Below are 25,730 nucleotides of genomic sequence, written 5' to 3' on the forward strand. Positions count from 1 at the left end.
GACGCCAATAAGCTAATATATCATCAAAAAGGAATTCTGAGATAATAGACTTTAATCTTCTTCTGTATAAAAGTCGATCAACGAGGAGATATAAGGATCTTCCCATCCATCCGAGATATTTTCAAAGTCTTCATCCGGTATATTTGTCTGCCTAATCTCCAAGGATGTTCCTTTTTTATGTTCATGCAGCTTTAATGTAACGATAGAAGGGCTGTCTGTTTCACCGAAATACCATTCTTGTACAATTTTTGTCGAAGGTTCCAGTTCCAAGAATCGGCCAGTTATAGCACCATCCCACAAAGAGAATTCCCCATTGACAGTAGGGTCTATAGACACAAGGTCCCCTGTCCAAAGACGAGCGGTAATTTCGGTCGTTAATGCAAGATACAGCTCCTCTGGAGTTGCAGGAATAATAGCATATTTCTTGAATTCTTTCATGGTACAAAGTTACTCTTTCTTGTAATTTACCACTTATTTTGACTTCATTTTTATTTATCTTAATTTTATCGCAAACTATTGGGACAATATGAGTAATTTTCTGCCAAATTCTTTAGTGAAAAAGTTAGGAGTGAATCCGTTATTTGATACTGATGCATTTATTAAGATACATGAGGAAGGTATTCGGGCGACAGCAATACGCCTAAACCCTAATAAATTAGAAGATTGTCCGTTTCCTAATGCAGGGCAAGTTCCCTGGTGTAATGTGGCTTATTATCTTCAGGATCGTCCAGTGTTTACATTAGATCCATTATTTCATGCTGGAGCATATTATCCACAAGATGCTTCGTCCATGTTCATTGATCATATCATTCGAAGTTTGAAGTTACATGAGGGGAGTATTCGGGCGTTGGATCTATGTGCCGCCCCCGGAGGAAAGTCTACCTTATTAAACAGTAGTTTACATCCGGAATCACTCTTGGTTGCAAATGAAATTATCAAAACGAGAGTTACAATCCTACAAGATAACTTAATGAAATGGGGAAATGCGAACACAGTAACTACAAATAATGATCCTGCAGCGTTTAATCGTCTTCCTGGATACTTCGATTTGATGGTTGTTGATGCGCCATGTTCTGGATCTGGAATGTTTAGAAAAGATGCCGATGCCATCGATGAATGGTCCGAAGCTAATGTTAAGCTTTGTAGCGAAAGACAACAACGGATTTTGGTTGAAAGCTTGAGTGCTTTAAATAAGGGCGGATATTTGTTTTATTCAACCTGTTCTTATTCGCCGGAAGAGAATGAAGATATTGTCGATTGGCTATTGGATAGCGGCGATTTTGAATCTGTTGAAATCGTTATTGAAAAGCATTGGGGAATTGATCATACAAGTTCTAATAAGCATCGTGCACACGGTTATCGATTTTACCCGCATAAATTAGGTGGAGAGGGCTTTTTTATTGCTGTCCTTAAGAAGGTTGGTGAACAGGAAACATTCAATAGAAAACGAATTAAACCGGAGAAATCAGATGTACCCAAAGGAATTTTAGATAGCTGGATTTCGGATAGTACTAGTTTTCATACTTTCCTTCATCATGAGGATGTATATGTTTTCCCAAAAATGTATGAGGATGATCTAAAGTATCTACAAAATGTGCTCTATCTTAAGAATGCGGGAACCAATGTCGGCAAGCTTAATAGAAAGGAGCTAATACCAAGCCATGCACTGGCCTTGAGTAATCATTTGACCAAAGACTTTCAATCGGTAGAATTGTCGCTTGAAGATGCCCGTAATTACCTTAGAAAGGAAAATATAACTGTGGATACGATTGGCCAAAGTCTTCAAGGATGGACAATAGCAAGTTTTGAAGGTAAACCTTTGGGCTGGATAAAGGTATTGACCAACCGAATCAATAACTATTATCCAAAGGAATTGAGGATTGTAAATTTGTAAAATATAGCGGCATTGAACACGGAGAATGTGTTTATAAAAGTTGTGCTCAGGAAAGGCTTACGATAATTGAACAGATATCTTTAGCAACTTCTTCTTTCGATTTTAGGCTAAACTCATGGGTATTTCCAGCCCGATCGATTATAGTAACTTTATTGGTATCTGTTGCGAAGCCGGCCCCTTTATCCTGCATGGAATTGAGTACGATAAAATCCAGGTTTTTTCGAATCAATTTGTCTTTTGCATTTTCGAGCTCATTATTGGTTTCCAATGCAAACCCAACGAGTAATTGCTTTTCTTTCTTTTTAGCCCCTAAAGTAGCCAGAATATCTGCCGTTTTTTTCAGCACAATGGAGAATTCGTTTTCTTTCTTTTTTATTTTTTGGCTAGCGACTTCAACTGGTGTGTAGTCTGCCACAGCAGCACTCATCACAACAATATCTGCGGCTTCAAAATGTTCTTCACAGGCATGTAACATCTCAGCTGCCGAGGTTACTGAAATGGTATCGACGCCTTTGGGTAGTTTAAGGGCGCTGGGGCCTGATACTAGCGTGACGTCTGCGCCAAGTTCTTCAAGTTGTGTGGCGATAGCATAGCCCATTTTTCCACTTGAATGATTGCCAATGAATCGGACTGGGTCTATAGCTTCATAAGTAGGACCTGCAGATACTAACGCTTTCTTTCCTGCTAAGGGTAGTCCTTTTTCCGAAAATTTAACTAAGAAATCCAGTATTTCTTCTGGTTCCGCCAAACGTCCCTCACCCACTAGGCCACTAGCCAATTCCCCTTTTCCTGGAGGAATTAGGATATTGCCATAAGAACTAAGCTTATTGATATTGGATTGTGTGGACGGGTGTTTCCACATATCTAAATCCATTGCTGGAGCGAATAGCACCGGACATTTCGCTGATAGATACACGGCAGTTAGGAGGTTGTCACAAAATCCATTGGCCATTTTGGCCAGTGTATTTGCCGTTGCGGGAGCGACTAAAATGTAATCCGCATTTAAGGCAATTTCGACATGATTATTCCATTCCCCGGTATTCGGCTGATAATAATCAATTAAAACAGGATTTTTGGAAAGAGTGGAAAGCGTAAGCGGAGTAATAAAGGCTGTCGCTTCTTTTGACATGACTACGTTAACTCGGGCATCTGCTTTTACTAAAAGGCGGATGAGGGATGCAATCTTGTATGCGGCAATACTGCCGCATACAGCAATTACAATATTTTTCCCAGCTAAAGCCATTGTTTAAGGATTAGTCCTGCTCTTTTGAAGGATTTCTGTAGTAGACTTTATCGTGTAAAAATTCATCAATAGCAACCAAAGTAGGCTTTGGCATACGCTCGTAATGTTTTGAAATCTCAATTTGCTCACGGTTTTCGAATACCTCTTCCAAGTTATCGTTGTTACTTGCAAATTCCGCAAGTTTTCCGTTCAATTCTTCTTTAATGTCTACTGCAATTTGGTTCGCGCGTTTAGAAATAACTACAATAGATTCATAGAGATTGTCTGTGCCTTTGTCCAATTGTCTCAAGTCACGTGTAACTGTAGAGTTTGGAATTGAATTGTTATTTTTTTGACTCATCTTTTTGGGTATTTTCTTTTTCTTTTTTCGCCTTTTGTTCTTTGATATATACTTCCTGCTCTGCAACGGCTTTATTATAATCCTTCACTTGAGAGAGGGCGGTTTTAATCCCTTTTTCAGAATTTTCACGAAGGGATTCTGCCTCTTTCATATGTTTGCTATTCGGAAAATTACTTGCGAAGCTACGATAATAGTCCAAGGCATCATCAAATCTACTTTCTTGTTTCAGGAAGAAACTTTTGGACGCATAGATGTATTGTGCTTTTAACGTTAAAAACTCAATCTCTTCCGCGTATTTTGTATCAGGGTATTCTTTTAATACATTCTGTAATGCGATGACAGCTGCCCTGTAATCATCCGTCAGCCCCATGTCATAGTACAGTCTTGCATTAGCAAATGCTTTAAGCTCAAGCTTATCTCTTAATTTCTGAATAAGATCTGCGGCTTCTTTGGACCGTTCCGATTCGGGATAGAGATTGACAAAGAGCTGTAATGCATCAATTGCTTTTTTTGTATTCGCTTGATCCAACGTTGATCTCGGAGAATCCAAGTAATAGCAATAGGCATGCATAAATCTACATTCTTCTGCTCTTGCACTGTTTGGATAAACATCTGCAAAATCCTTAAAGTGAAATGCCGCAGATGTATAATCTTTCAGCCGGTAGTTGGCAAATGCCAAATAATAGTAAATATTTTCTGCTTCAGCTTGTCCACGGAATTTGGTCCGCAAGTCATCAAACAAAACTAACGCCTTTGTATATTTCTTTTTCTCATAAAGTTTTACGGCCTCTTCGTACTTTTGAGCGATGTTATTGCTTGCGCGCAATTTCTCAAATTTACTTTTACAACCAGTAAATACCAATAGAAACATCATGCCGGCACAGATAGCCGCTATACGCCTATTTAAAAACATTTTACAAAGATAAGTGAATTTGTTATACTAATCAATTAAATTTTACTGCGCAATATAGTTTAATAATTATTTGATCGCAAAAACAACATTTCTTATTAACATTCTTTAACTCGATTAGAGCTATGAAGAAGATATATTGTCATATACTTGTTGTTTTTCCATTGGTAGCGAGGCCTAAAAATACACATTTTAAAATATTTGATTATCTTTACATATTACAATCATTGAATAGCATTAAGAGTATGACTTTAAAAGAAAAAGTTGAGCAAGCATTAGATACCTTGAGACCATATTTGGAGACTGATGGCGGAAATGTGAGTGTTGAAGAGATTACAGCGGATAATGTCGTGCGTTTAAAATTATTGGGAGCATGTGCTTCATGTTCAATGAGCATTATGACCTTTAAAGCTGGTTTAGAACAGGCAATTAAGAAAGCTGTTCCTGAAATTACAGCAGTGGAGGCTATTAATTTAACAGATCCCGATTCCCCAGAAGCAACTTTACCCCCTGTTAATTAGTTTTTCTACTTAACACAATTTAACGGCTAGTTCGGCTACTTTTGTTTAAATTTGTTCCATGAAGTTGCTGGTTTCTATATTATTTGCTGTATTCCTATCTTTTTGTTCCTTTGCTTTACATGCTCAGGAAAGGAAGATTGTTCAGTACTCCGGTATCGTAACAACGGTTGGGTCTAGACTTCCTGTAGGTTATGCGACCGTCACTAATTTATCTTTCAGGAATGAAGCATTTGCGGCAAATAACGAGGGCTATTTCTCTTTTGTAGCACACGTAGGAGATACCATTCGTTTTACTTCCGTCGGTTTTGATCCTTTAGTTGTCACTATTCCTGATGTTCCTGGAGATAAATATACCGCAAATATCATTATGCAAAATCTGGTTACGGAACTCCCGATGGTAACACCTTATCCATGGGCAAGTATCGAAGAATTTAACATTGCATTTATGAATCTAGACGTTTCTGAAGATAACATCGTGAGAGTTAGGAGGTCCTTGTCTTATGAGTCATTAGCGGCAATGGCAGCTGTAATACCACGTGACGGAAATGAAATGCGTTCAATTAACAATGCGCAAAGCTTTAATACGATGAATAATAAAGTCATCAACCAACGTTATGCTAATCCATTGTTAAATCCTTTTGCATGGGGCAGTTTAATTCAACAGATTACAAAAGGTAGCCAGAGCCGAAAAAGCTCAAGTTATTAATCAGTTGCCTTTAATTTATTTAATTCTCTGACACTTAGCTTTGCTGAGAAATAGGAAACCAGACCAGAGATGCTAGTCACGGTTATGAACACCAAAATGTAGTCACTCCACTTACTTACCATAGGATAGCTGTCAATAATTGTATTTGCTCCATCTTCTACACGAATGATTCCATAGGCTGACTGGATATAGTTGAATATGCCGCCAATCAATAGGCCCAATACACAGCCAATAATGGCGATCATAAGGCCTTCATAAAAGAAGATACGTTGAATTAGATCATTCGACCCACCGAGACCTTTCAGTATCGTCATATCCTTTTGTTTGTCTAGTACAAGCATGGTTATGGAACCTACAATATTAAAGATTGCAATCACACTGATCAAGGTCAGTATAAAGAAGACAACCCAGCGTTCAACACGTACATTTTTATATAAGGTAGGGTTTTGTTTTTCCCTATTCTTTACAATGTAATCCGGTCCTATTTTCTTCTGTACTGCTTGCTCAAATGAATTAACATCCACACCATCTTTTAGGTAAAACTCGATCGATGAAACGCGCTCATATTCTCCGAGAACCTCTTTAGCAAATGAAATTGGTGTAATAATCAAATTGTCAAAATCTTGTTGATAGCGCAATACTCCTCCCGGAGCTATGGATCGTATGTTGAATTCTTCTGCAGGATTGGAAGAATTCTTTACTCCCTTTCTCGGAGAATACACTTGAATTTGTTCCACAGAGTTCTGCATAGGAATTGCCAGATTTGCCTGTACGCTTGCCCCTATAATTGCGAGGTTAGTAGAATCATGAGTAAGTTCGTACTGACCATCTACGAGGATACTGTCTCCGGCCTTTTTACTTAGCGATTGAGGTTCGACGCCTTTTATATTTGCAATAAATTGTCTATTTGAATATTGCAGTAATACTTTCTCTTGTAGAACCTCCGTGTAATGAACCACATTGGAATCTTTTCGTAATTCACTGAAGACAGCCTGTTTACTGTCAAAGAGTTTTCCTTTCTTGGGTTCAATCTTCAGTTCAGGAGCAAACTTACTGTACATAGATAGTATCAGCTGTTCCATTCCATTGAATGAAGATAGCAAAATGATTAAAGCAGCACTACTTACCATTACGCCAATTACACTAATAGAAGAGATGATATTAATGGCGTTAACTGATTTCTTAGAAAACAGATATCTTTTTGCAAATAGAAATGGCAGATTCATGACTTTTATCCTCGGATAAATGGATTAGAATTTTTTTCAAAGCCAATCGTTGTCGATGGCCCATGCCCAGGATAGACGATCGTGTCGTCGGGCAAGGTATAAAGTTTTGTTTTTATGCTATCCAAAAGCTGCTGATGATTTCCCCCAGGAAGATCAGTACGGCCAACGCTATTGCGAAATAGGACATCTCCTCCGATCAAGAATTTTTGATTAGCTGAATAAAAGCAGATATGTGCAGGGGAATGTCCAGGTGCAAGAATGACCTTTAGCTCATCATTATCCAAATAAATGGTATCATTCTCATTTAGAAATGTTTCTCCAATTGGTGAGATGTCATATCGGATGCCCATTTGAGGAGCGTAATTCTGAACCGCTACTAAAATTGGTACTTCACCTTCGTGGAATTGTGGGAGCAAGCCAAATTTCTCATGGACAAAACTATTCCCCAAAACATGGTCAATATGGCAATGTGTATTTAATAGGAGTGTCGGCTTGAGATTATTGTTTGCGATGAAAGCTAATAGTTCTTGCTGATCTTGCTCGCCATACATCCCTGGATCAATAATAATGGCATTTCCTGACTCGTTATAGAGTAGGTAAGTATTTTCCTGATATGGATTGAAAGTGAATGTCTTTATCGTAAGCATAATGGTAAAATTACAGTTTTTATTGATTTCTTACTATTGAAAGCTCAACTATTCCAGATTTCCCAGTTTTTTTCTGCTTGTAGAACCAGCATTTCATATCCGTTTTTCGTTCTGGCGCCTTTTTCTTTGCTTTTTCGAAGAAATGCTGTTTCCTCTGGATTGTAAATGAGATCATAACAGAGGTGGTTCTCAGTTAAGAATTCGTAAGGAATTTTCGGATATTCTGCCGTATTGGGGAATGTACCAACCGGTGAACAGTTTATAATCACTGTATGGTCAACTAGGATCGCAGCATTAAGGTCATTATAAGTGAGCTGGTCTGCCTGTTTGGTTCTGCTTACTAAAGTATGCATTATTCCAAGTTGATTCAGGGCATAAATGACAGCCTTTGCAGCACCTCCATTACCTAAAATCAAAGCTTTCTTATCCGCCAGGGGATTCAGTAGCGGCCTAAGCGATTCCTCAAAACCGTAGGCATCAGTATTGTAGCCTTTTAGATGTGTTGTGCCATCTGATGAGTGGCTGATTCGAATGCAGTTTACAGCTTGTATTGCACGAGCTTCTTCTGAGAGCTCGTCCAAGTAATCCATAACCTCTATCTTATAGGGAATGGTCACATTAACACCATAGAAATCTTTATTGGAAGCAATCGTTGTAAAATCGGCTATTTGAGCAAGTGGATATAAATCGTAATCCACATCGGTAATATGTTCTTGATGAAATTTTTCTAAATAATATTTTTTTGAAAAAGAATGCCCTAATGGGTATCCTATTAAGCCTAATTTTTTCATTTGAATTGCGAAAAGTACGTTTTGGGGAAAGGAATATATCTTCATTTTAGTACCCGGTCATTGCGTGGCAACGACCGGATGTGGCGCCTATTGTATGTTTAATCTTTCGGCTTTGTATATTTTTTTACAATTTCAGTAATAATCTGATTCCCTTGTAGCTGTGGAAGGTAATCAAAAAGAATATGATGCTTATCGGGATCCGTCGCCAGACCAAGCTCTAAAAAGTTCAGCGCTTCATTGTATTGTCCATTGGCAAATAGATAAGCAACCACACGATAGTACAGCTCTGCAGCATTTGGATTTTGTGTGATGGCATCGGATATTACATCAATGGCTTCTTCAATTTTACTTTGTTCAAATAGAATGGAGGAATAATCGAGCCACGCATCTATATCTGTTGGGTTCAAAGCGACTACCTTTTTATAGGCTTCTTCTGCAAGATCTATTTGTTGTAGTTTGTATCGGGCATCGGCAATCGCAAACCAGTAATCGGGGTTTGTATCTTCCAGCTCCAATGCTTTTTTATAGAAATGAAGAGATTCAAAATAACGCTCTTCGAAATCTAAGGTGACCCCAATACCGAACCAGGCATCAGCAAGCTCCGCATCTAATTTGACTGCCTTTTTATAATAATTGCGGGCTTCCTCCATCTGCTCAAGTTTCTCATAACATTCGCCAATCGCACAATAGGTATCAGCACTTGGTTGCTCATATTCAAATGTTTGTTTGTATACGTCCAATGCTTCCTGATAGCGATCTAGATTAACAAGAGCGTTCCCCTTATTGAAATAAGCTGAAGAAAAGTCTTCTTTAATTAATATAGCATAGTCATAAGCATCCAGAGCTTCCTCAAACCGACTTATTTTATGGTAAGAATTTCCTAGATTATACCAAGCATAGTAGGAGTATGGGTCTGAATCAATGTACTTCTTATAAAAGGAGATACTTTCTTCCTGTCTATCCAATATATCATAACAATAGGCCAATTCATAGAGTGCTTCTTGGTAATCCATATTGAGCTCAAGTGCTTTCTTTAGATAAATTATTGCTTTTTCATAATTCATTTGCGCTTGAAAGATCATCGCAATATGGAAGTAAACTTCATCTTTATTATCTAATAGCGGAAGTGCTTTGAAGAGCTGTTCCAAAGCATTATCAAACTGGCCGATACTACCTAATATGCCACCACGGATTAAGAAGATGTCTCCTTCTGAAGCTTCCAATAATTCCGCTTTATCAAGTGCCGCAAGTGCATTCTGATATTGTTGAATCGTTGAAAACAGTTGTGCCTGTTTCAATAAAAAGGTAATATCAAAAGGGTGTTGGCTGATCGCAAATTCGGTAACCTGTAGGGCCTTAACAGGGTCATTTTTTTCAGCGTAGTAATCAATAATTCCTTCAAAAGCCTTGGAGTCAAAAAAATACTGATCCTCGTTTCGAAGCATTTCCTCATATCTGTCCACCGAGATTTTTCTTTCTTCGGGGTTTTCAAATTCAAAATCCTCTTCCATTCTCAAAAGTTTAAAACCAGTATTCTGTTCTTTAATTCAAAATACTAATTTCTTATCTAATTTGTTCGAACTAATTTTCCACAAATCGGATATCCTCCACAAAGTTAAGGATAAATACGGGTAAAATAAAAAAGCCGGCTTTAAAGCCGGCTTCTAATATAATGGTATAAGTTATATACGATTATTTTTTGATCTCAACACGACGGTTTTGAACACGACCTTCTTCAGTAGCATTAGATGCAACTGGGTTTTTCTCTCCGTAACCGTTAGCAGTGATGCTTGATGAAGAAACACCAGCGTTTACTAAATATTGTTTTACAGAGTTCGCACGGTCTTTAGATAAAGTCACGTTATAAGCTTCAGAACCTTCAGCAGATGCATAACCATCTAATTGTACAGATGAATTGTTATCACGTAATTCTTTAGCCAATTTGTCTAACGTAGAGTAAGATGAAGTTTTCAATACTGAGCTATCAAATTCGAATTGAATTGGAGCGTAGTAACCGTTAGAAGTAACGTTGTTAACAACTGGCTCTGGGAATTTGATTGGACATCCTGAACCATCTACTGGAGTACCAGCTGGAGTACCAGGACATTTGTCAAATTTATCAGATACACCATCACCATCAGCGTCAGCGCTTAATGTGTTAACAGTACCTTCTAAAGTGCTTACACGTTGTTTTAAAGCTTCAACTTCGTTTCTCAATGAAGGATCTTTCAACTCATCGTACAATGTCGCAACTGGGTTAGCAAAAGTCAAGTTTTGTTTGTCTTTCGAACCTAAAGTGAATTCTAAACCAGCCATAACTGTAGAGAATTTACCTTTGTAATCAGTACGAGCTGGACCATACAATAAGTTATCATCAGTGAAGTTCATCGTGTAACCTAAGTTCAACGCAACTACTTCAGATAATTTAAATTTAGCACCAACACCTACTGGAACGAAAGCTGTTAATTTGTTATCGCGGTCACCTTTGCGTTCGCGATCTCCAAAAATACTTGATCCCCATTTCTGACCATCAGGATTGTTCGCGACATTGTATACTTCTGTACCTGTGAAGTCATTATTAGCAAATTGAATAGGATTATTTGCTAATACTCCTAAACCTACTTTAGCGTAGAAGTTAACTGCATTTTCTCTTCTCAAGAAATCAATAGTACCCAATTGGAATACACCGTTCAAGCTAGCTGCCCAGTTTACGTCAGTTTGTACTGATTTTGCACCCAAAGAATTTTCTGCAATAGGTCCAGATTGATCGTGATTGTAAGTTTTGATCTTACCACGGTTTGCTTCTAATTCTAAACCAAAAGTGTGAGAAAATTGTTTACGTACTGTTAAACCATAGTACTCACCTACTTTATTTTGGAAGTAACCAACTTTTTGTCCAAAAGCATTTGATCCTGGAAGAATTGTATTAGGTGTAGTGATACCACCTTGAACTCCGATAGACCAAGTTCTGTATTGTGATCTACCACCGAATACTTGTTGAGCTTGTGCTGTACCAGCGAAACCTAAAGCGGCAACTAATGTAGCAGCAACAGCTGTTTTTTTAATTGTAGAATAGTTCATACTCTTGTTTTTAAGGTTATTATTAATTTTAATTGTTTTCAAACTTAATTCATTGTATTAACACATGGAACAGTACAATTGCCGTGCCAAAGTCTTAAAATTATGTTAAAATTTTGTTTTTGCTATATTTTGTACTAAATTAAGTATTTAATGTGAAACAACAAAACAAAAATCCGCTACGAAAGTAGCAAATTTTTGTTTTGTTTCAATAGGTTTAAGAAAAAAATTAAGTATTTTTTTTCTAAAGCAAATAATGTACGACCAATAACGACAATGCGCCCAACAAAGCTGAAACTGGAATTGTCAATATCCAAGCCCATAACAAGCTGATTGTTACCCCCCAACGTACTGCTGAGACACGTTTGACAACACCAACACCGATGATTGCACCTGTAATGGTATGCGTTGTTGAAGCTGGTATTCCAAAATGTTCTGTGATACCCAAGGTGACAGCTCCTGCAGATTCAGCACAAACACCTTCCAAGGGTGTTACTTTTGTAATCTTGGTTCCCATTGTTTTTACAATTTTCCATCCACCGCTCATTGTTCCGGCAGCGATTGCTGCGTAACAAGTCAATGGAATCCACTCTGGCATGTGTTCAGTCGTTGGGACATAACCACCAGCTACCATAGCGACAAGGATAATTCCCATCACTTTCTGTGCATCATTACCTCCATGTGCAAAGCTCAAGGCGGCCGAGGAAACAAGTTGCAATATCTTGAACCATTTTTCGGCAACACTTGGGCGGGAATTTTTCGCCAGATTGATTACAATCAATGTGATGATAACCGATATCGTCATACCTATGATAGGGGCAAGTACGATAAATGCAATAATCTTTAAAGTAGCATCAATATTGATAGCGTGAATAGGATCTGCGCCAAGGATGAAAGCGTATGCCATACCCGATCCTGCAAAACCTCCAATAAGTGTATGGGATGAACTGGATGGTACGCCATAGTACCAGGTAAATAAGTTCCAACCGATTGCTGCAAGTAACCCTGCGAAAATAACTTCTAATGTAATGTATTCTTCCAATACTGTTTTTGCAATGGTATTGGCTACTTTATGATCTGTAAAGTAGAAGTAAGCTGCAAAGTTGAATATCGCAGCCCATAAAACGGCCATTGCTGGCGTTAAAACTTTTGTTGATACAACTGTCGCAATAGAATTGGCTGCATCATGGAATCCATTGATGTAGTCAAAAGCAATCGCAAGGACAATTACAACAACGAGTAATGTTGACATCATAATCTCGTAGAATTTTTGTGCACTTAAATCGAATGATTATGCGTTTTTAACCAGAATGCTTTCTAATACGTTAGCAACATCCTCACATTTATCGGTTGCATCTTCCATTGCAGATAACACTTCCTTGTGTTTAATTAATGAAATTGCATCTTTTTCAAATTCAAAAAGGTCAGCTACAGCTTTATCGAAAATATAATCCGCTTTGTTTTCTACGCTATTGATGCGAACACATGAATCCGTAATATTGCGGATATTTTTCAAATCTCTAAGCTCATGAATAGCTTTTGATACATGTTCTGTAGCTTCGACTAGTAAGTCAGCAATTTCAATCATTGGCTCGGTGGCCTTTTCAACCTTGTAAAGGTCCATTCTATTGGCGGCTCCATGGATAAAATCTGCGACATCGTCCAATGAGCTTGCCAAAGAGTGTATATCTTCGCGGTCAAAAGGAGTGATAAAGTTCTTTCCCAGCTCCAAATGAATTTGATGCGTGATGTTGTCGCCTCTATGTTCCAAATCTTCCACTTTGCGTGTTAATTCCTTTTTCTTTTCAGGGTTGCTTGAGTTAACAATATCTTTTAACAACTTTGACATCTCGATCAAGTTGTTGCCGGCTTGTTCAAACAAAGGGAAGAATTTTTTATCCTTTGGAACGAAGTATTGAAAAATGCTATTTAAAGACATATCTTAAATTTATTTTTGCAAAAATAATACCTTAATGTTAAGTTAATGTTAACATTGATTTTGTTTAAACACAAAAGTGTCATCAATTGTTTAATTACCGGACTGAACTTTTTGTAAAGTAAAGCCAAATGTTGTTCCAATCCCTTCTGTACTACGCACATTTACGTTTTGCTGATGTGCTTCGACAATGTGCTTTACGATAGCCAATCCTAATCCTGATCCTCCAATATCGCGTGATCGGCTCTTATCAGTTCGAAAAAAGCGCTCGAATACACGGCTTAGATTTTTTTCTTCGATGCCATAACCGTCGTCTGTAATTTCGATAAGAACCTGTTCAAACAGTGGGAAAATCTTAATTTTAGTTGTCCCGCCCTCTTTTCCATACTTTAGGGAATTGTCTATCAGGTTGTATAATACCTGATGAATTTTATTGCGGTCAGCTTTAACCCAATGGGGTGTACCCGCTTTGGGTTTGAATTCTATTTTGATATTGTGTTGTTTAGCTTTGTCTTCAAGAGAGTAGGTGGTGTCTTTAATGAGGTCGACGATATCGAATTTTTCTATATTCAGGACCATTTTTCCGGATTCCAGTTTGGATATTTCATCAAGATCCTGAATCAGGTAATTTAGCCGGTCTAGATTCCGGGCAGCCTTATCTAAGAAATTCTTGGCCATTTCCATGTCTTCTTCAATCAGGCCATCTTGCAGGGTCTCAATGTAACCTTGGGTAGCAAATAACGGCGTTTTGAATTCATGAGAAATGTTGGATAAAAATTCTCTTCGGAATTTTTCTTGTGATTTTAACTGCTCTATCTCGTTTTTTTTATCTTTTGCCCATGCTTTGACTTCGTTTTCAGCATCCGTAATCGGATCCTCACTGACATGTTCTCCGATAGCATCCTTAAGATCCTTGCCGAGTTTAAGGTTATGAATTAATTTATACATCGTATTGAGTCTACGATATATGTATTTTTCAAATAGATAGTTAAATAGGAGGAAACTCGTTACCACAGCAACAAAGAAAATGATCAACGCTGTCTGTAGGTCATGTTTATAATAAAAGCTGATCGTGGATATTGCAATACCGACAGTTGCGGAGTTTGCCAATAGTAATTGTCTAAAATTCATTTGCAGAATAAAAAAGGCCCCTGATTTGGAGCCTAAGTTACTTATAATGATATTAATAAATTGTTAAAATTTTCCGATAATCGTTTTTGCTCCAGTAACCTTATCACCAATGTTAACATTGATTTCAGTCCCTAAAGGAAGAAACAAATCTACGCGGGAGCCGAATTTGATAAAACCAAACTCATTGCCTTGCACGACTTCGTCTTTTTCTTTTACATACCATACAATGCGGCGCGCTAATGCTCCTGCAATCTGGCGGAAAAGAACTTCCCGTCCAGCCTTATCTTTGACAACGACTGTTGTTCTTTCGTTATCGGTAGATGATTTGGGGTGCCAAGCCACTAGAAATTTGCCAGGATGGTATTTAAAGAACGTGACTAAACCACTGATTGGGTTTCTGTTGACATGCACATTGACAGGAGACATAAATATCGACACCTGTATCCGCTTATCATGGAAATACTCATTTTCCTCAGTTTCTTCGATAACAACAACTTTTCCATCGGCTGGACAAAGAATCACACCATCCTGCGGGTTAACCACTTTTTTGGGACTTCTGAAAAACTGAACAACTGTAATGAATAGGAATGCTGAGAGCGCATAAATAAGCCATTTAGTGTATTGCGGAGCGTCATAATAATCCGCAACGGCATTGATGATGAAGATAAAAAGTACAGCGATCGCTAATGTGGTATATCCTTCTTTATGAAATTTCATATCTATTTATTTCTGCAAAGATAATTATTTACTCGAATTGTCTATTTGTCTTTCGATTTTAATTGAATGGGTATAGATTTTTCCGTCATTGCCCTGTGTGATTCCGCCAGATACTCTGATAAGGTCGTCTTGAGGCTGATTGTCTTTATATGTAGGGAAATAGAAGTCAACACTTCTCGCAATACGGCTCAAAATGCCATCGAATGGCTCGTCGCCGGAATCTGATATTAACTTGAGGCTTTTTAGATTAGCCATTCCGCTTTTCTTTACTTCCACTAAGTAAGAAAAGTTAACCTGTTTGGTGATGTCTAACCCGGTTTTATTGAGATTGTCGTTAAAACGTTTGGTTAGGAATGCATAAAAATTGGAATAATCATCAAAGCTGCAGGACTTACCGTTAAATAGTTCCGCTCGTATAAAATAGTCGTAAGGGAGGATACTTAGCGACATGAAATCCTCATTATTTAGATCTCCATTGTCGTCATAGGTCGTTGTGAGTACACCATTTGCAAAGCGTTGCGTCATGGCGTAAACTGCTTGCTGACCTACATTGTAGAAATATGTATTCCAATTTCCCTGCGGTCTACCGTTTTTTACCTTCCCTTTGCGTAGGTAGAAATCAAAACCGAACTCCGTAAAACCTTCAAAAGGAATAGAAAATTCATAGTTGCCTTCGCCGTCTATCACCTCCTGTTTGCCTCTGTTGTCCCAGTAATCTTTGATAAAATAGCCTTGCTCATTATATGTAATGGTTAATAAGGGTTTTCCATCCGGGTAGTAATATTTCCAATCACCGGTTGGATGGTTGTTTTGAAAATTTACTTCCCATTTTAGCACTCCATTCGGATGAAAGGCTTGGAATAAGCCTTCTTTTTTACCATCTTTATAGGAACCAATGAGTATTCTCGATCCATTTGGCGCAAAATCGCGGAACTCTCCATCAAAAACTTGCTTTGCAAAATCAAATTTGCTCACACGTTCGATCGTTTTAAACTCACATTCTTTTGAAACTAAATAATAATATTTGTCAAAATAAAAGCGAATCAATCCCTGGTCTAGTTTTTCATAGAATACAGGTTTGTCATCTTGTGCATGTAGCTTTGTAAAGCTACAGACACACAATAATAATAAGATATGGATGAGTTTTCTAATCATAACTTTAATGTGCTTCTAGCCAATTTTTGCCTTCTCCAATTTCTACGATCAAAGGAACACTCGTTTTTATAGCATTGGACATTTTATCCAAAATGATTTTTTTGAATACCTCTATCTCGTCTTTAGGTACGTCAAAAACCAATTCATCATGCACCTGCATGATCATTTTGCCGGATAAACCTCGCTGCTCAATTTCCTTTTGAATGGCGATCATGGCAAGTTTGATTAAATCTGCTGCTGATCCTTGGATCGGAGCGTTGATAGCATTTCTTTCTGCGAATCCGCGAACAGTCATGTTTGCGGAATTGATATCTCTCAGATAACGTCTCCGTTTTAAAATTGTTTCAACGTAACCATTCTCTTTTGCAAACTCGACGGCATCACTCATGTATTTTTTTATCCCTGTATATTGGTTAAAATATTCATTGATGATATCGGATGCTTCCTTACGTGATATGCCAAGATTTTGAGAAAGGCCAAACGCCGACTGACCATATATAATGCCGAAGTTAACTGCTTTCGCGTTGCGACGTTGTTCAGAAGTAACAGCATCAAAATCCATATTGTATACTTTCGCGGCTGTTGCTCGGTGGATATCATGACCTTGGCTAAATGCTTCCATCATATTTTGATCTTTACTTAGCTCTGCAATTAGGCGAAGTTCAATCTGCGAATAATCGGCTGAGAGGATCACATTGTCTTCAGATCTTGGGATAAAGGCTTTTCTGACTTCTCTCCCCCGTTCGGTACGGATCGGGATATTCTGCAAGTTCGGATTCGTTGAGCTCAGACGGCCTGTTGCGGCAACCGCTTGATTGTAGGACGTATGAATGAGCCCTGTTTCGGGATTTATCAACTCAGGTAGTGCATCAACATAGGTTGATTTGAGTTTTTGCATTTGCCTAAAGTTTAAAATATCTTGGACGATATCGGATTTATGGGCCAAAGCTAATAACACATCTTCACCTGTTTTATATTGTCCCGTTTTTGTTTTTTTAGCTTTAGGATCCAGTTGCAGTTTGTCGAATAAGACTTCACCCAATTGTTTAGGGGATGCAATATTGAAATTTACACCTGCTTTCTCAAAGATAGCTTCCTCGAGATTTTTAATGTCCTGCTCCAGTGTTTTTGAAAATTCTTCAAGTGCCGGAACATCAATTTTTACACCGTTTCGTTCAATTTCGGCGAGTATATATACTAATGGGAATTCCACATCCTGAGCGAGCTGCATAGTGTTGGTCTCGACAAGAAGAGGTTGAAATATATTTTTTAGCTGTAGTGTGATGTCTGCATCTTCAGCGGCATATTCTTTTATTTTTTCGACTTCAACGTCGCGCATATTCCCTTGCTTCTTTCCCTTTTCACCGATAAGTTCGGTGATTGATACCGGGCTGTAATTTAGGTAATTTTCTGCGAGTACATCCATTCCGTGACGGGTATCTGGATCAATCAGATAATGTGCAAGCATGGTGTCAAAAAGGGTGCCTTGTACTTTTACACCATAGCGTGCTAATAACAAAATATCGTATTTGATGTTTTGTCCTATTTTTTCAATGTTTGGGTTTTCTAAAGCCCCCTTGAAAATATCGACTATAGCCTGAGCACTCTCCCGATCGGCAGGTGTAGGAACATAATATGCTTTTGCGTTCTCAAAAGAAAATGATAAGCCCACAATGTCGGCAAGGTTTGCATCCAATCCTGTTGTTTCTGTGTCAAAACAAAAACTATCCAAAGAAGCAAGCTGTTGAGCGAGCGCTACTTGTTTTTCGTTTGTATCAACCAAAACATACTCATGTGCGGTATTATGGATGTTATTTATTGCTGCATTTTCGACGCTAACTTCGGTAACAATTTCGGTCGTGGTAATTGTCGTTGTTGTTGTCGAAAATAGATCCATTTGTCCATTTGTAGGGCTGCTCTTGTCAAGGACGGAGAAATCTTCGCCGAAAACTCGTTTTCCAAGTGTTCGGAATTCTAATTCAGCAAATAGCGGTTCAAGGATTTCTTTGTTCGGATCTTCCAGTTCTAGCGATTTTTCATCGAGTTCAATTGGTACATCCAATAAAATAGTGGCTAATTTTTTGGAGATGAGCCCTTGTTCTGCAAAATTCTCTACGTTTTCACGCATTTTTCCTTTGAGTTGGTCCGCGTTAGCGATAATGCCTTCGACAGATCCGTATTCCTGAACAAGTTTTTTTGCTGTTTTCTCTCCAATACCAGGTATACCAGGGATATTGTCCACGGCATCGCCCCAAAGACCGAGGATATCGATGACCTGGCAAACATCAGAGACTTCCCATTTTTCAAGAATCTCTTTGACACCTTGTACTTCTGCTCCATTACCCATGCGGGCAGGTTTGTAGATAAAGATATTTTCAGACACAAGTTGCCCAAAATCTTTATCGGGTGTCATGCAATAGATTTGAAAGTCCTGTTTCTCGGCCTTTTTTGCAAGTGTTCCGATAATATCATCAGCTTCGTATCCATCCATCGTGATAATCGGGATATTGAAGCCCTCGATTAACCGATTTATATAGGGGATAGAGGCAGCAAGGTCCTCTGGCATTTTCTCCCGATGTGCTTTATAAGCTTCAAATTCAATATGTCGAGCGGTAGGTGCCGCTGTGTCGAACACTACTGCTATGTGGGAAGGTTGCTGATTTTTCAATACATCCAATAATGTATTGGTAAATCCCATGATTGCTCCTGTATTTAATCCTGTTGAGGTAATTCGAGGAGTTTTGCTCAAAGCAAAATAAGCTCTATATATGAGAGCCATTCCGTCTAAAAGAAATAGTTTTTTCACAAAATTGAATTTTAGTCTCCTTACAAAGGTAAGAAATTCATCAAAGGGTAAGTTTAATAAATTTTTCCGATTTTTGTACTATGACACATTTAATGCAACAGGATTTATGAGAGGACTGGTAACTAAATCGACAGGTAGTTGGTATCAAGTTTTGGGTGAAGATGATAAAAGATACGACTGTCGTATCAAAGGAAAGTTTCGTACCAAAGGAATAAAAACGACTAATCCTGTTGCTGTGGGTGATTGGGTGCATTTTGATGTGGAACCTGATCAGGAAAGTGCGGTCATTCACGAACTGGAACCTCGTCGAAATTATATTATTCGAAAATCCGTCAATCTGTCCAAGCAAACTCAAATTATCGGAGCAAACTTGGATCAGGCTTTTTTAGTGGTGACACTTGCCTCACCACCAACTTCTTTGGGTTTTATCGATCGCTTTCTAGTAACAACAGAGGCGTACGGAATTCCGGCCGTAATTATTTTCAATAAATTGGATCTATTTAGTGATGAAGGATTGGAGATATTGGCCGACTATAAAGCTATTTATGAACATATTGGTTACCCCTGTTTCGAGGTTTCTGCGTTAACCGGTACAAATATCGACGTTGTCAAGCAACTGCTTAAAGATAAAATAACCTTGGTATCAGGCCATTCCGGGGTTGGTAAATCAACGTTAATTAATGCAATCGTCCCTGAATATGGGTTGAAAACTGGTGAAATCTCCGATTGGTCCGACAAAGGAAAGCATACAACTACTTTTGCTGAAATGTTCGATCTCCCTTTTGGAGGGAAGCTAATTGATACGCCTGGTATTCGTGAGTTGGGAATTGTCGATATAGAAAAACAGGAGCTATCTCATTTTTTTCCAGAGATGCGCGCGTTGATGAATCAATGTCGATTTCATAATTGCAGGCATATCAATGAGCCCGGTTGTGTCATTATGGAGGCTGTGGAAGAAGGCTCTATTGAGAGTTCGCGCTACGATAGCTACCTCAGTATATATCATAATGAGGATAGTAGATCTTAATCTATATAAATCTTAATCTTTATAAAAAAATAGCGCCTTCTTACATCAGGAAGGCGCTATTTTTTGTAAAGCGCGGTAGGATGAAGCCCTTAATGTATCGCTTGTGTTAAATTTAAAAAATCACGGAGATAGGTACACTCCCGCGAAGCGATTGTAAAGAAAGGCGTATCCTTATATTGTGTGCTCAATTCTTTGAAGTATTTATTTTGCATCGAAAAACGATAGAAAGGATTCTTTAATGGCGAGTCATAGTATTGCCAACGCGATTCATTGGTATAGACAAAATCTTTCTGCTCGCATTTGGCAAGCATAAAGGTACATTTCGCTTTGAACTCTTTGTCTGTGCTCAGCGTACGCGCTTTGCTGTACCATTCTTTTGCTGATTTTGTCTGTAGATAATTTCGTTGCCAGTGAAGTGTCGAAGCGGCGTGGTTGTCTGTGGACGACCAGTCATAGGACACCAGGGACCAAGCATTTCCATAGGTACTTGTCTGATAGATACCTGTGGCCATTTGGAAATAATACTCGGCTTTTTTCTGGTTGTTCTTTTCCGTTTTTATGGCATTTTCCAGGCGTGCCATGCGTTCAGCATATTTTAGCTTAGTGGTGGATTCTTTACCATATTTTTTGGGGTAATCATTTATCGTTACAATAAATGGATTCGGTGTAATATCGCTATCATCCGCATCGTACCAGTTTTTAATTTCTTTTATTTTATGGTCTTTAGGAAGTCCCGCTAAAGTTTTTGCTGCTTTTTGGAAATCCAGCTCGCGCAGGTAGGTTGTACCCAGTAATTCCGTGAGATAATCTTTATTGAAATGTTTGATATCCTTCAATAAGAATTTAGATAGGGTATTCTGTTGGGAATTATCCGACAGTAAATTTCTTATTTTTAACAGCGTTTTAGGTGTAAGGCTATTTTCCCAGAAGTGCATTGTTGTCCACTGCATATTATCTTCCAGCGAGTCTTTCACAAAGCCATAGTTGTAAAAGGCATCCGCCTTTACAGCAGCTAAACTAGCCATGGCGGTATCTTGTGTATTCAAATAGTGTTTTACGACAAGATTTTGTAGAATATTCCGGCAGATTAAGCTATAGTTGCTATATTCAAAAGCACTATATCCCCAATTTTGCTTGCGGATATCTTCTTTACCATCAAGTTTTGCTTTTTCTTCTAACCAAGATAGCGTTTTGGTCAATTGAACTTCATCTAGTTGCTTACTACTTTGCCAGTCAGTTAATTGCGTGAGCAATCGGGTAATTTGAAGCTGATCAATCAATTTTGGACTGAGGTCAGTATCTTTTATTTCGGAAAGGTATTCTTTTGCTAACGTATTTTCCTTATTCATCCAGCTTAGGTAGGCAGCAGTAATAAGGCCCAATTGGGGTTGAACATATTTTTTGTCGCGATAAAGTTTTAGGGCAAAATTGCGAAGAGAATCCAGATGTAGTTTAACCTTTCCTTTATCGTCATTTTTACTGTAGTAATTATAATTATCGCTACTGAGGTAAAAAGACTCGTTCATTTCTGTTTCTATCTTATTGACTTCGCGTCCCAATAGTACGGCATTTACGGTGTTGGCAGGATCGAGCTGATAGCAGTCGCTCAGATATTTCAGGGCATAGTCACTTGTGCCAAAGCCTATGATAGCATTGATATTGAACCGATCTGCATCATTTTTTGCATATTGAAATATCTCAGCATCACTGGCTGTGATATAATGGAAATTAGCATAAGCGAGGATGCGCCTTTCTGGACTGGCAGTGAATAATTTGGAAAAGAGATAAGCTGCCCTTGCTGCATCGCCATTTTTGCGGACAGCGCCAGCGTAGTTGGATAGTGCCCAATTGAGGATGGCTTCATCTCCCTTAGCGGATTGCAGGTACTTTTCATAGATCGTCATGCTCTTGGCGTATTCCTGTCCAAATAGATATAAACGGGCGGCTTGATAAGCATAACGGATATAGAGAAAGCTATTTTTTGGGTATTTGGAGATCTGCAGTTCAGCGAGCTCAGCAAATTGAGTAATTTCTTTGAAATTTCGGGTATCCGGATCCCAATAGTTATGTTGAATATTCGTGATGGGTTCCTGCTTTTTGGTGAACATAAAATAAGCGCGTTCAGCTTCATGTTTTCCGTCAATCAACGTGCTTAGGAACGTATTTCCTCTAATGGAATCGGGAAGGTTTGTCCAAGTCGACTTTTGTTGATTGCTCGCTAAATTAGCGGTTGCATCGTTGCTATTGTACATCAATTGTTCGATATCCTTAACCTTGACCTGCGAACCTAAGTGTTTAGCCCAGGTTTCGGCATTGATTAAACTTTCTTTGACTGGAGCTTCTTCCGTATAAAGAAATTGGTAGGGGATAAATTGAAAGGCAGAAAATCCATTGTCCTCCAGATTGGGGAGATAATATGTCGTTTGATTGTCGTAAGGATCCGCTTCAGGACCACAGGCGATATTGGTTGCAATCTCCCCAAAGAAGAAAGCTAATGTAGTGCTAGAAAGTAGCAATAATTTTTTGTAATTCGGCATTGCCATGGTTTGCTAGTGTAGCTTGATCTAAATGATAAAAAATAATCCGGTGTTCTTTTCCTTTCAGCTCTCCCTTCAAAAATTTTGCCGTTTGTAAGAGCTCCTCCTGATTTGTGGATTCAAAACGTATAACATCTCCCTTTTTAAGGTTTGCTTTTGGGAGATCTTTCGTTAAAATATAGAGGTTCGTATTGGGGTTATGGGTAAACAATGACGAGTCTTTGAGATCTTCTTCATTGATATGTTTTGAAATACCGATGTAATTATTATTTCTGAAAACGACAAACCACTGAAATAGCGGTAATGCAATATCCATTTCCATGGGATAGTTGCGTAATGTTCCGCTTAGATAGGTCTTGAGGTCCTGTTGATTTAAAATGGAGTTTTGATTGCCAAATTGTCTGAGATTTCCCATGTTGTAACACATTAACATCGCTTTTTTCACAGGCGGAATTCCGCTGGTGACTGTGTTTTTGACCTGGTGTAGCCGCAGAGTAGAGCTCACGACAACATCTTTTAAGGCCGGCAATTGTTGTAAATAGGTGAGCAGGTAGAAAAATTTATCACGGGATGTCTTTGTCCAATCGCAGTCCAGTTGGAGTTCGGTAAATTTTTCCTTTCCTGCTTGTTGTATTTTAGCCGTCACAAACGGAACAATTTTATTTGCCAGTCCTCTGATTTGCAGGCTATCCATTTCTACAAAAATACGTTGATTGACAAATACTACAGGAATCAACTGCTGTTCTTTGGGGACAGGTTGCGAAAATGTAATGGGGCTAATAGGGACGGCTTGTACACCAGATGGATCGAAATCAATATCCATAATGCGGACATAGATAGATTTCGCGTCAATTTCCTTTAAAGAGCGGCTTTCTACGGTGTCCAACTGGAATACTGTCTTCCAAAAATAGAAGCCTGTTTCATGCTTTATTTTGGTGCAGGAACTTAAAAAAAGTAGAGAGAGCGGTACAAGAAATAAAAATAGTTGTGTTTTACGCAGCATATTCACTTTATTTAGTCGTAATTCAAACAAAATGGGCTTAATTTTGTTTGTTATTCAATAAAATAAAGACGAAATTACAAAGAGATTGTGACTTTATGAAGCCTATTTTCAAATGGATCCTTGGTATTGTAGCGTTTATCCTATTGGCATTGGCTGGAGGTATTTGGTATTTTAGCAATAAATGGAAGCCTCTTTTAGATACTAAAATCAAACAGCTGGTGTCTCAAGCAACGGACAATTTGTATACTATTAAATACGACGATATCCACGTCAACCTATTATTAGGTAATATAACAATAGACAATCTGCATCTCGTGTCAGATAGTTCCATCTATAAAAAGTTGGAGCTGGTCAAAAAAGCGCCAGATAACCGTTTCGAAATTTCCATCAATAGGTTGAAAATAAAAAGCTTTGGTATTCGAAGGGTATTGATGGATAAGGAGCTTTTCCTGAATGATATCACCGTCGAAAGACCAACGATTCATGTCATTAATGAGGTACACCGTTATAATGATACGGTGAGTCGGGGACCTAAAAAACCACTGTATGAGAAAATAAAGGATAATCTGAAAAAAATTCAGGTGCGGGCTGTCAATTTGAATGACATCGATTTTAGATATACGCAAGTCCAAAAAGGGGTTTATCAAGATTTCGAGGTCAAGAAGGTCAAGGTCCGGATAGATGATGTTTTGATCGATTCAACTTCTGAGCACGACAGGCAGCGCTTTTATCATACGAAAATGATTGATATTGAGGTGCCTGGTTTTACCTATAAAACTCCGGATGGGTTTTATAAAGTAAACTTTGATCAGTTGAAAATCAATAGTAAAAACCGCAATGTCCTGCTGACTAAAGTTGCTTATCAGCCGACCCTGAATAAGGCGGCTTATTACCGGAAGAAAGGAGAGGGTGGAAGCTATATGGTGCTGAAAATGGACACACTTCTTTTGACGGGATTCAATTTTGCCGAGCTTTCCCGGGATAAGAAAATATATGCACAAAATGCACGCTTAAAAAATGGTTCACTTTCGATTTACAGTGATAAGCATTATAAAAGCCCTCCAACCAGTCAGATTGGAAATGCTCCGCATATGAAGTTAATGCAAATGTCGACACGCCTGGGAATTGATTCATTGATCTTGGATAATATAGGAATTTCGTATTCTGAAATGAGTGATGAGTATAGTCAAATCGGAACCATTACTTTTGATCACACTTATGGAACACTATTGAATGTGACAAATGATTCGACAAAATTGCTTAAACAGAAGCTAATGCGTGCAAATCTGAGTAGCAATTTTATGAATGCTGGTAAGCTTTCTACCAACTTTGTTTTTGATATGACCTCTAAAGTTGGAGCCTACACCTATAAGGGTACACTTGGGAAAATGGATCTAACAGTCGTTAATAAAATGATCCGTCCATTGTTAAATGTTGAAGTTAAATCGGGCAATCTCAGTCAGATTACATTTGACATTTGGGCTAACGATTACCGTAGCAAAGGAACCTTTAAAATGGATTATGACGACCTCAAAGTTAATATCCTGTCAGAGGCAGGTGATGATGGTCGTCGAGAAAAGAAGGGGCTGCTGTCTTTTATGATTAATCAGGTTTTATTTAATCCGGGCAATCCGGATTTATACGGTAAATATACGGTGGGGCATATTAACAAGCGTCGGGATCCCAATCATCCGTTTTTTAAAGCGATGTGGCAGACTTTGTTGGTTGGAATTAAACAATGTGTCGGCCTTGGTCCAGAACGGGAGGCTAAACTGATGAATACGGCTGGAAAAGTTGAAAAAGTCGTTGGGGGAATCAGCAAGGCCAAGAAAATGATTTCAAGTATATTTAAGAAACACAAAACTCCGGAGGAGTTGCTGAAGGAAGAAAAAGAAGATGAGGCCAAAGAGGCGGCAAAGATTGAAGAGAAGAGGAAGCGTGACCGTGAAAAAGCCGAAAAGGAACTCGAGAAAGAAGGAACGGGAAATTGAGGGGCCGTTTCACGTGGAAAGGTTCCCGTTTGGTGCCGTTGCCCTTATTTTTTAGAAATGGTTGAGGAAGC

At 38.5% G+C, this 25,730-nt stretch carries 22 protein-coding genes; 5 read left to right on the plus strand and 17 right to left on the minus strand.

Annotated elements, in window-relative coordinates:
• Positions 1-51 precede the first annotated feature (51 nt).
• On the minus strand, positions 52-438 hold the full coding sequence (locus tag B4N43_RS08325) for an SRPBCC family protein (RefSeq protein WP_088163349.1): 387 nt from the start codon (positions 436-438) through the stop codon (positions 52-54).
• An 88-nt stretch (positions 439-526) separates the two neighbouring features.
• On the opposite strand from B4N43_RS08325, the gene B4N43_RS08330 reads away from it, so the two are divergent.
• Positions 527-1,894 carry a methyltransferase RsmF C-terminal domain-like protein gene (locus B4N43_RS08330; RefSeq protein ID WP_286734103.1) on the plus strand — a complete coding sequence of 456 codons (1,368 nt, stop codon included), beginning with the start codon at positions 527-529 and terminating at the stop codon, positions 1,892-1,894.
• 46 nt (positions 1,895-1,940) lie between these two features.
• Here B4N43_RS08330 and coaBC read toward each other — a convergent pair whose 3' ends face one another.
• The 3 genes from coaBC to B4N43_RS08345 are packed head-to-tail and all read right to left on the minus strand — an operon-like array spanning position 1,941 to position 4,390.
• Positions 1,941-3,137: a bifunctional phosphopantothenoylcysteine decarboxylase/phosphopantothenate--cysteine ligase CoaBC gene (gene coaBC, locus B4N43_RS08335; protein WP_286734106.1), complete on the minus strand. Its 1,197-nt coding sequence runs from the start codon at positions 3,135-3,137 to the stop codon at positions 1,941-1,943.
• A 10-nt stretch (positions 3,138-3,147) separates the two neighbouring features.
• A complete protein-coding gene (locus B4N43_RS08340) occupies positions 3,148-3,477 on the minus strand; it encodes a DNA-directed RNA polymerase subunit omega (protein ID WP_075990346.1) in 330 nt (109 codons plus the stop codon).
• Entirely contained in the window at positions 3,461-4,390 is a 930-nt protein-coding gene (locus B4N43_RS08345) for an outer membrane protein assembly factor BamD (protein WP_075990345.1), read from the minus strand. Before B4N43_RS08345 ends, B4N43_RS08340 begins: the two co-directional genes overlap by 17 nt.
• Before the next feature lie 242 nt (positions 4,391-4,632).
• On the opposite strand from B4N43_RS08345, the gene B4N43_RS08350 reads away from it, so the two are divergent.
• Together B4N43_RS08350 and B4N43_RS08355 are read left to right on the plus strand one after the other, a co-directional pair.
• Positions 4,633-4,908: a NifU family protein gene (locus B4N43_RS08350; protein ID WP_075990344.1), complete on the plus strand. Its 276-nt coding sequence runs from the start codon at positions 4,633-4,635 to the stop codon at positions 4,906-4,908.
• A 58-nt stretch (positions 4,909-4,966) separates the two neighbouring features.
• The gene (locus tag B4N43_RS08355) at positions 4,967-5,614 is read left to right on the plus strand and encodes a hypothetical protein (protein ID WP_286734109.1); all 648 of its coding nucleotides are present in this window, start codon (positions 4,967-4,969) and stop codon (positions 5,612-5,614) included.
• On the opposite strand, the gene B4N43_RS08360 is transcribed toward B4N43_RS08355, so the two are convergent.
• The 11 genes from B4N43_RS08360 to polA all read right to left on the minus strand — a co-directional run bounded on the left by B4N43_RS08360 (position 5,611) and on the right by polA (position 19,101).
• On the minus strand, positions 5,611-6,840 hold the full coding sequence (locus B4N43_RS08360; protein WP_286734112.1) for an FtsX-like permease family protein: 1,230 nt from the start codon (positions 6,838-6,840) through the stop codon (positions 5,611-5,613). The genes B4N43_RS08355 and B4N43_RS08360 overlap by 4 nt on opposite strands.
• Before the next feature lie 5 nt (positions 6,841-6,845).
• Positions 6,846-7,487 (minus strand): MBL fold metallo-hydrolase, encoded by a 642-nt coding sequence (locus B4N43_RS08365; RefSeq protein WP_088163344.1) that lies wholly within the window; start codon positions 7,485-7,487, stop codon positions 6,846-6,848.
• A 44-nt stretch (positions 7,488-7,531) separates the two neighbouring features.
• On the minus strand, positions 7,532-8,278 hold the full coding sequence (locus B4N43_RS08370; protein ID WP_286734116.1) for a shikimate dehydrogenase family protein: 747 nt from the start codon (positions 8,276-8,278) through the stop codon (positions 7,532-7,534).
• A 98-nt stretch (positions 8,279-8,376) separates the two neighbouring features.
• Entirely contained in the window at positions 8,377-9,789 is a 1,413-nt protein-coding gene (locus B4N43_RS08375; RefSeq protein WP_286734118.1) for a tetratricopeptide repeat protein, read from the minus strand.
• Positions 9,790-9,970: 181 nt separating this feature from the next.
• Positions 9,971-11,359, minus strand: coding sequence for an OmpA family protein (locus B4N43_RS08380; protein ID WP_286734639.1), 1,389 nt, complete (start codon positions 11,357-11,359; stop codon positions 9,971-9,973).
• A gap of 241 nt (positions 11,360-11,600) precedes the next feature.
• A complete protein-coding gene (locus B4N43_RS08385) occupies positions 11,601-12,611 on the minus strand; it encodes an inorganic phosphate transporter (protein ID WP_046671636.1) in 1,011 nt (336 codons plus the stop codon).
• Positions 12,612-12,647: 36 nt separating this feature from the next.
• Positions 12,648-13,295: a DUF47 domain-containing protein gene (locus B4N43_RS08390; RefSeq protein WP_046671637.1), complete on the minus strand. Its 648-nt coding sequence runs from the start codon at positions 13,293-13,295 to the stop codon at positions 12,648-12,650.
• A gap of 90 nt (positions 13,296-13,385) precedes the next feature.
• Complete coding sequence (locus B4N43_RS08395; RefSeq protein ID WP_286734119.1) at positions 13,386-14,423, minus strand: sensor histidine kinase; 1,038 nt, start codon at positions 14,421-14,423, stop codon at positions 13,386-13,388.
• Between the two features lie 63 nt (positions 14,424-14,486).
• Positions 14,487-15,140, minus strand: a complete 654-nt coding sequence (locus B4N43_RS08400) for a phosphatidylserine decarboxylase family protein (RefSeq protein WP_286734120.1) — start codon at positions 15,138-15,140, stop codon at positions 14,487-14,489.
• A gap of 24 nt (positions 15,141-15,164) precedes the next feature.
• Positions 15,165-16,295 (minus strand): toxin-antitoxin system YwqK family antitoxin, encoded by a 1,131-nt coding sequence (locus tag B4N43_RS08405; RefSeq protein ID WP_286734122.1) that lies wholly within the window; start codon positions 16,293-16,295, stop codon positions 15,165-15,167.
• A 4-nt stretch (positions 16,296-16,299) separates the two neighbouring features.
• On the minus strand, positions 16,300-19,101 hold the full coding sequence (polA, locus tag B4N43_RS08410) for a DNA polymerase I (RefSeq protein WP_201666988.1): 2,802 nt from the start codon (positions 19,099-19,101) through the stop codon (positions 16,300-16,302).
• 106 nt (positions 19,102-19,207) lie between these two features.
• Here polA and rsgA point away from each other — a divergent pair, with 106 nt between their 5' ends.
• The gene (rsgA, locus tag B4N43_RS08415) at positions 19,208-20,128 is read left to right on the plus strand and encodes a ribosome small subunit-dependent GTPase A (protein WP_075994557.1); all 921 of its coding nucleotides are present in this window, start codon (positions 19,208-19,210) and stop codon (positions 20,126-20,128) included.
• 89 nt (positions 20,129-20,217) lie between these two features.
• Here the strand turns inward: rsgA and B4N43_RS08420 are convergent, their stop codons facing one another.
• Both B4N43_RS08420 and B4N43_RS08425 read right to left on the minus strand, forming a co-directional pair.
• Positions 20,218-22,671 (minus strand): hypothetical protein, encoded by a 2,454-nt coding sequence (locus B4N43_RS08420; RefSeq protein WP_286734127.1) that lies wholly within the window; start codon positions 22,669-22,671, stop codon positions 20,218-20,220.
• Complete coding sequence (locus B4N43_RS08425; protein ID WP_286734129.1) at positions 22,631-23,668, minus strand: hypothetical protein; 1,038 nt, start codon at positions 23,666-23,668, stop codon at positions 22,631-22,633. The genes B4N43_RS08420 and B4N43_RS08425 overlap by 41 nt, the downstream gene beginning before the upstream one ends.
• Positions 23,669-23,763: 95 nt before the next feature.
• Here B4N43_RS08425 and B4N43_RS08430 point away from each other — a divergent pair, with 95 nt between their 5' ends.
• The gene (locus B4N43_RS08430) at positions 23,764-25,659 is read left to right on the plus strand and encodes a hypothetical protein (RefSeq protein ID WP_286734131.1); all 1,896 of its coding nucleotides are present in this window, start codon (positions 23,764-23,766) and stop codon (positions 25,657-25,659) included.
• Positions 25,660-25,730: the final 71 nt, after the last annotated feature.

The organism is Sphingobacterium sp. UBA1897 (genome assembly GCF_002337775.1).
Lineage (GTDB): Bacteria > Bacteroidota > Bacteroidia > Sphingobacteriales > Sphingobacteriaceae > Sphingobacterium > Sphingobacterium siyangense.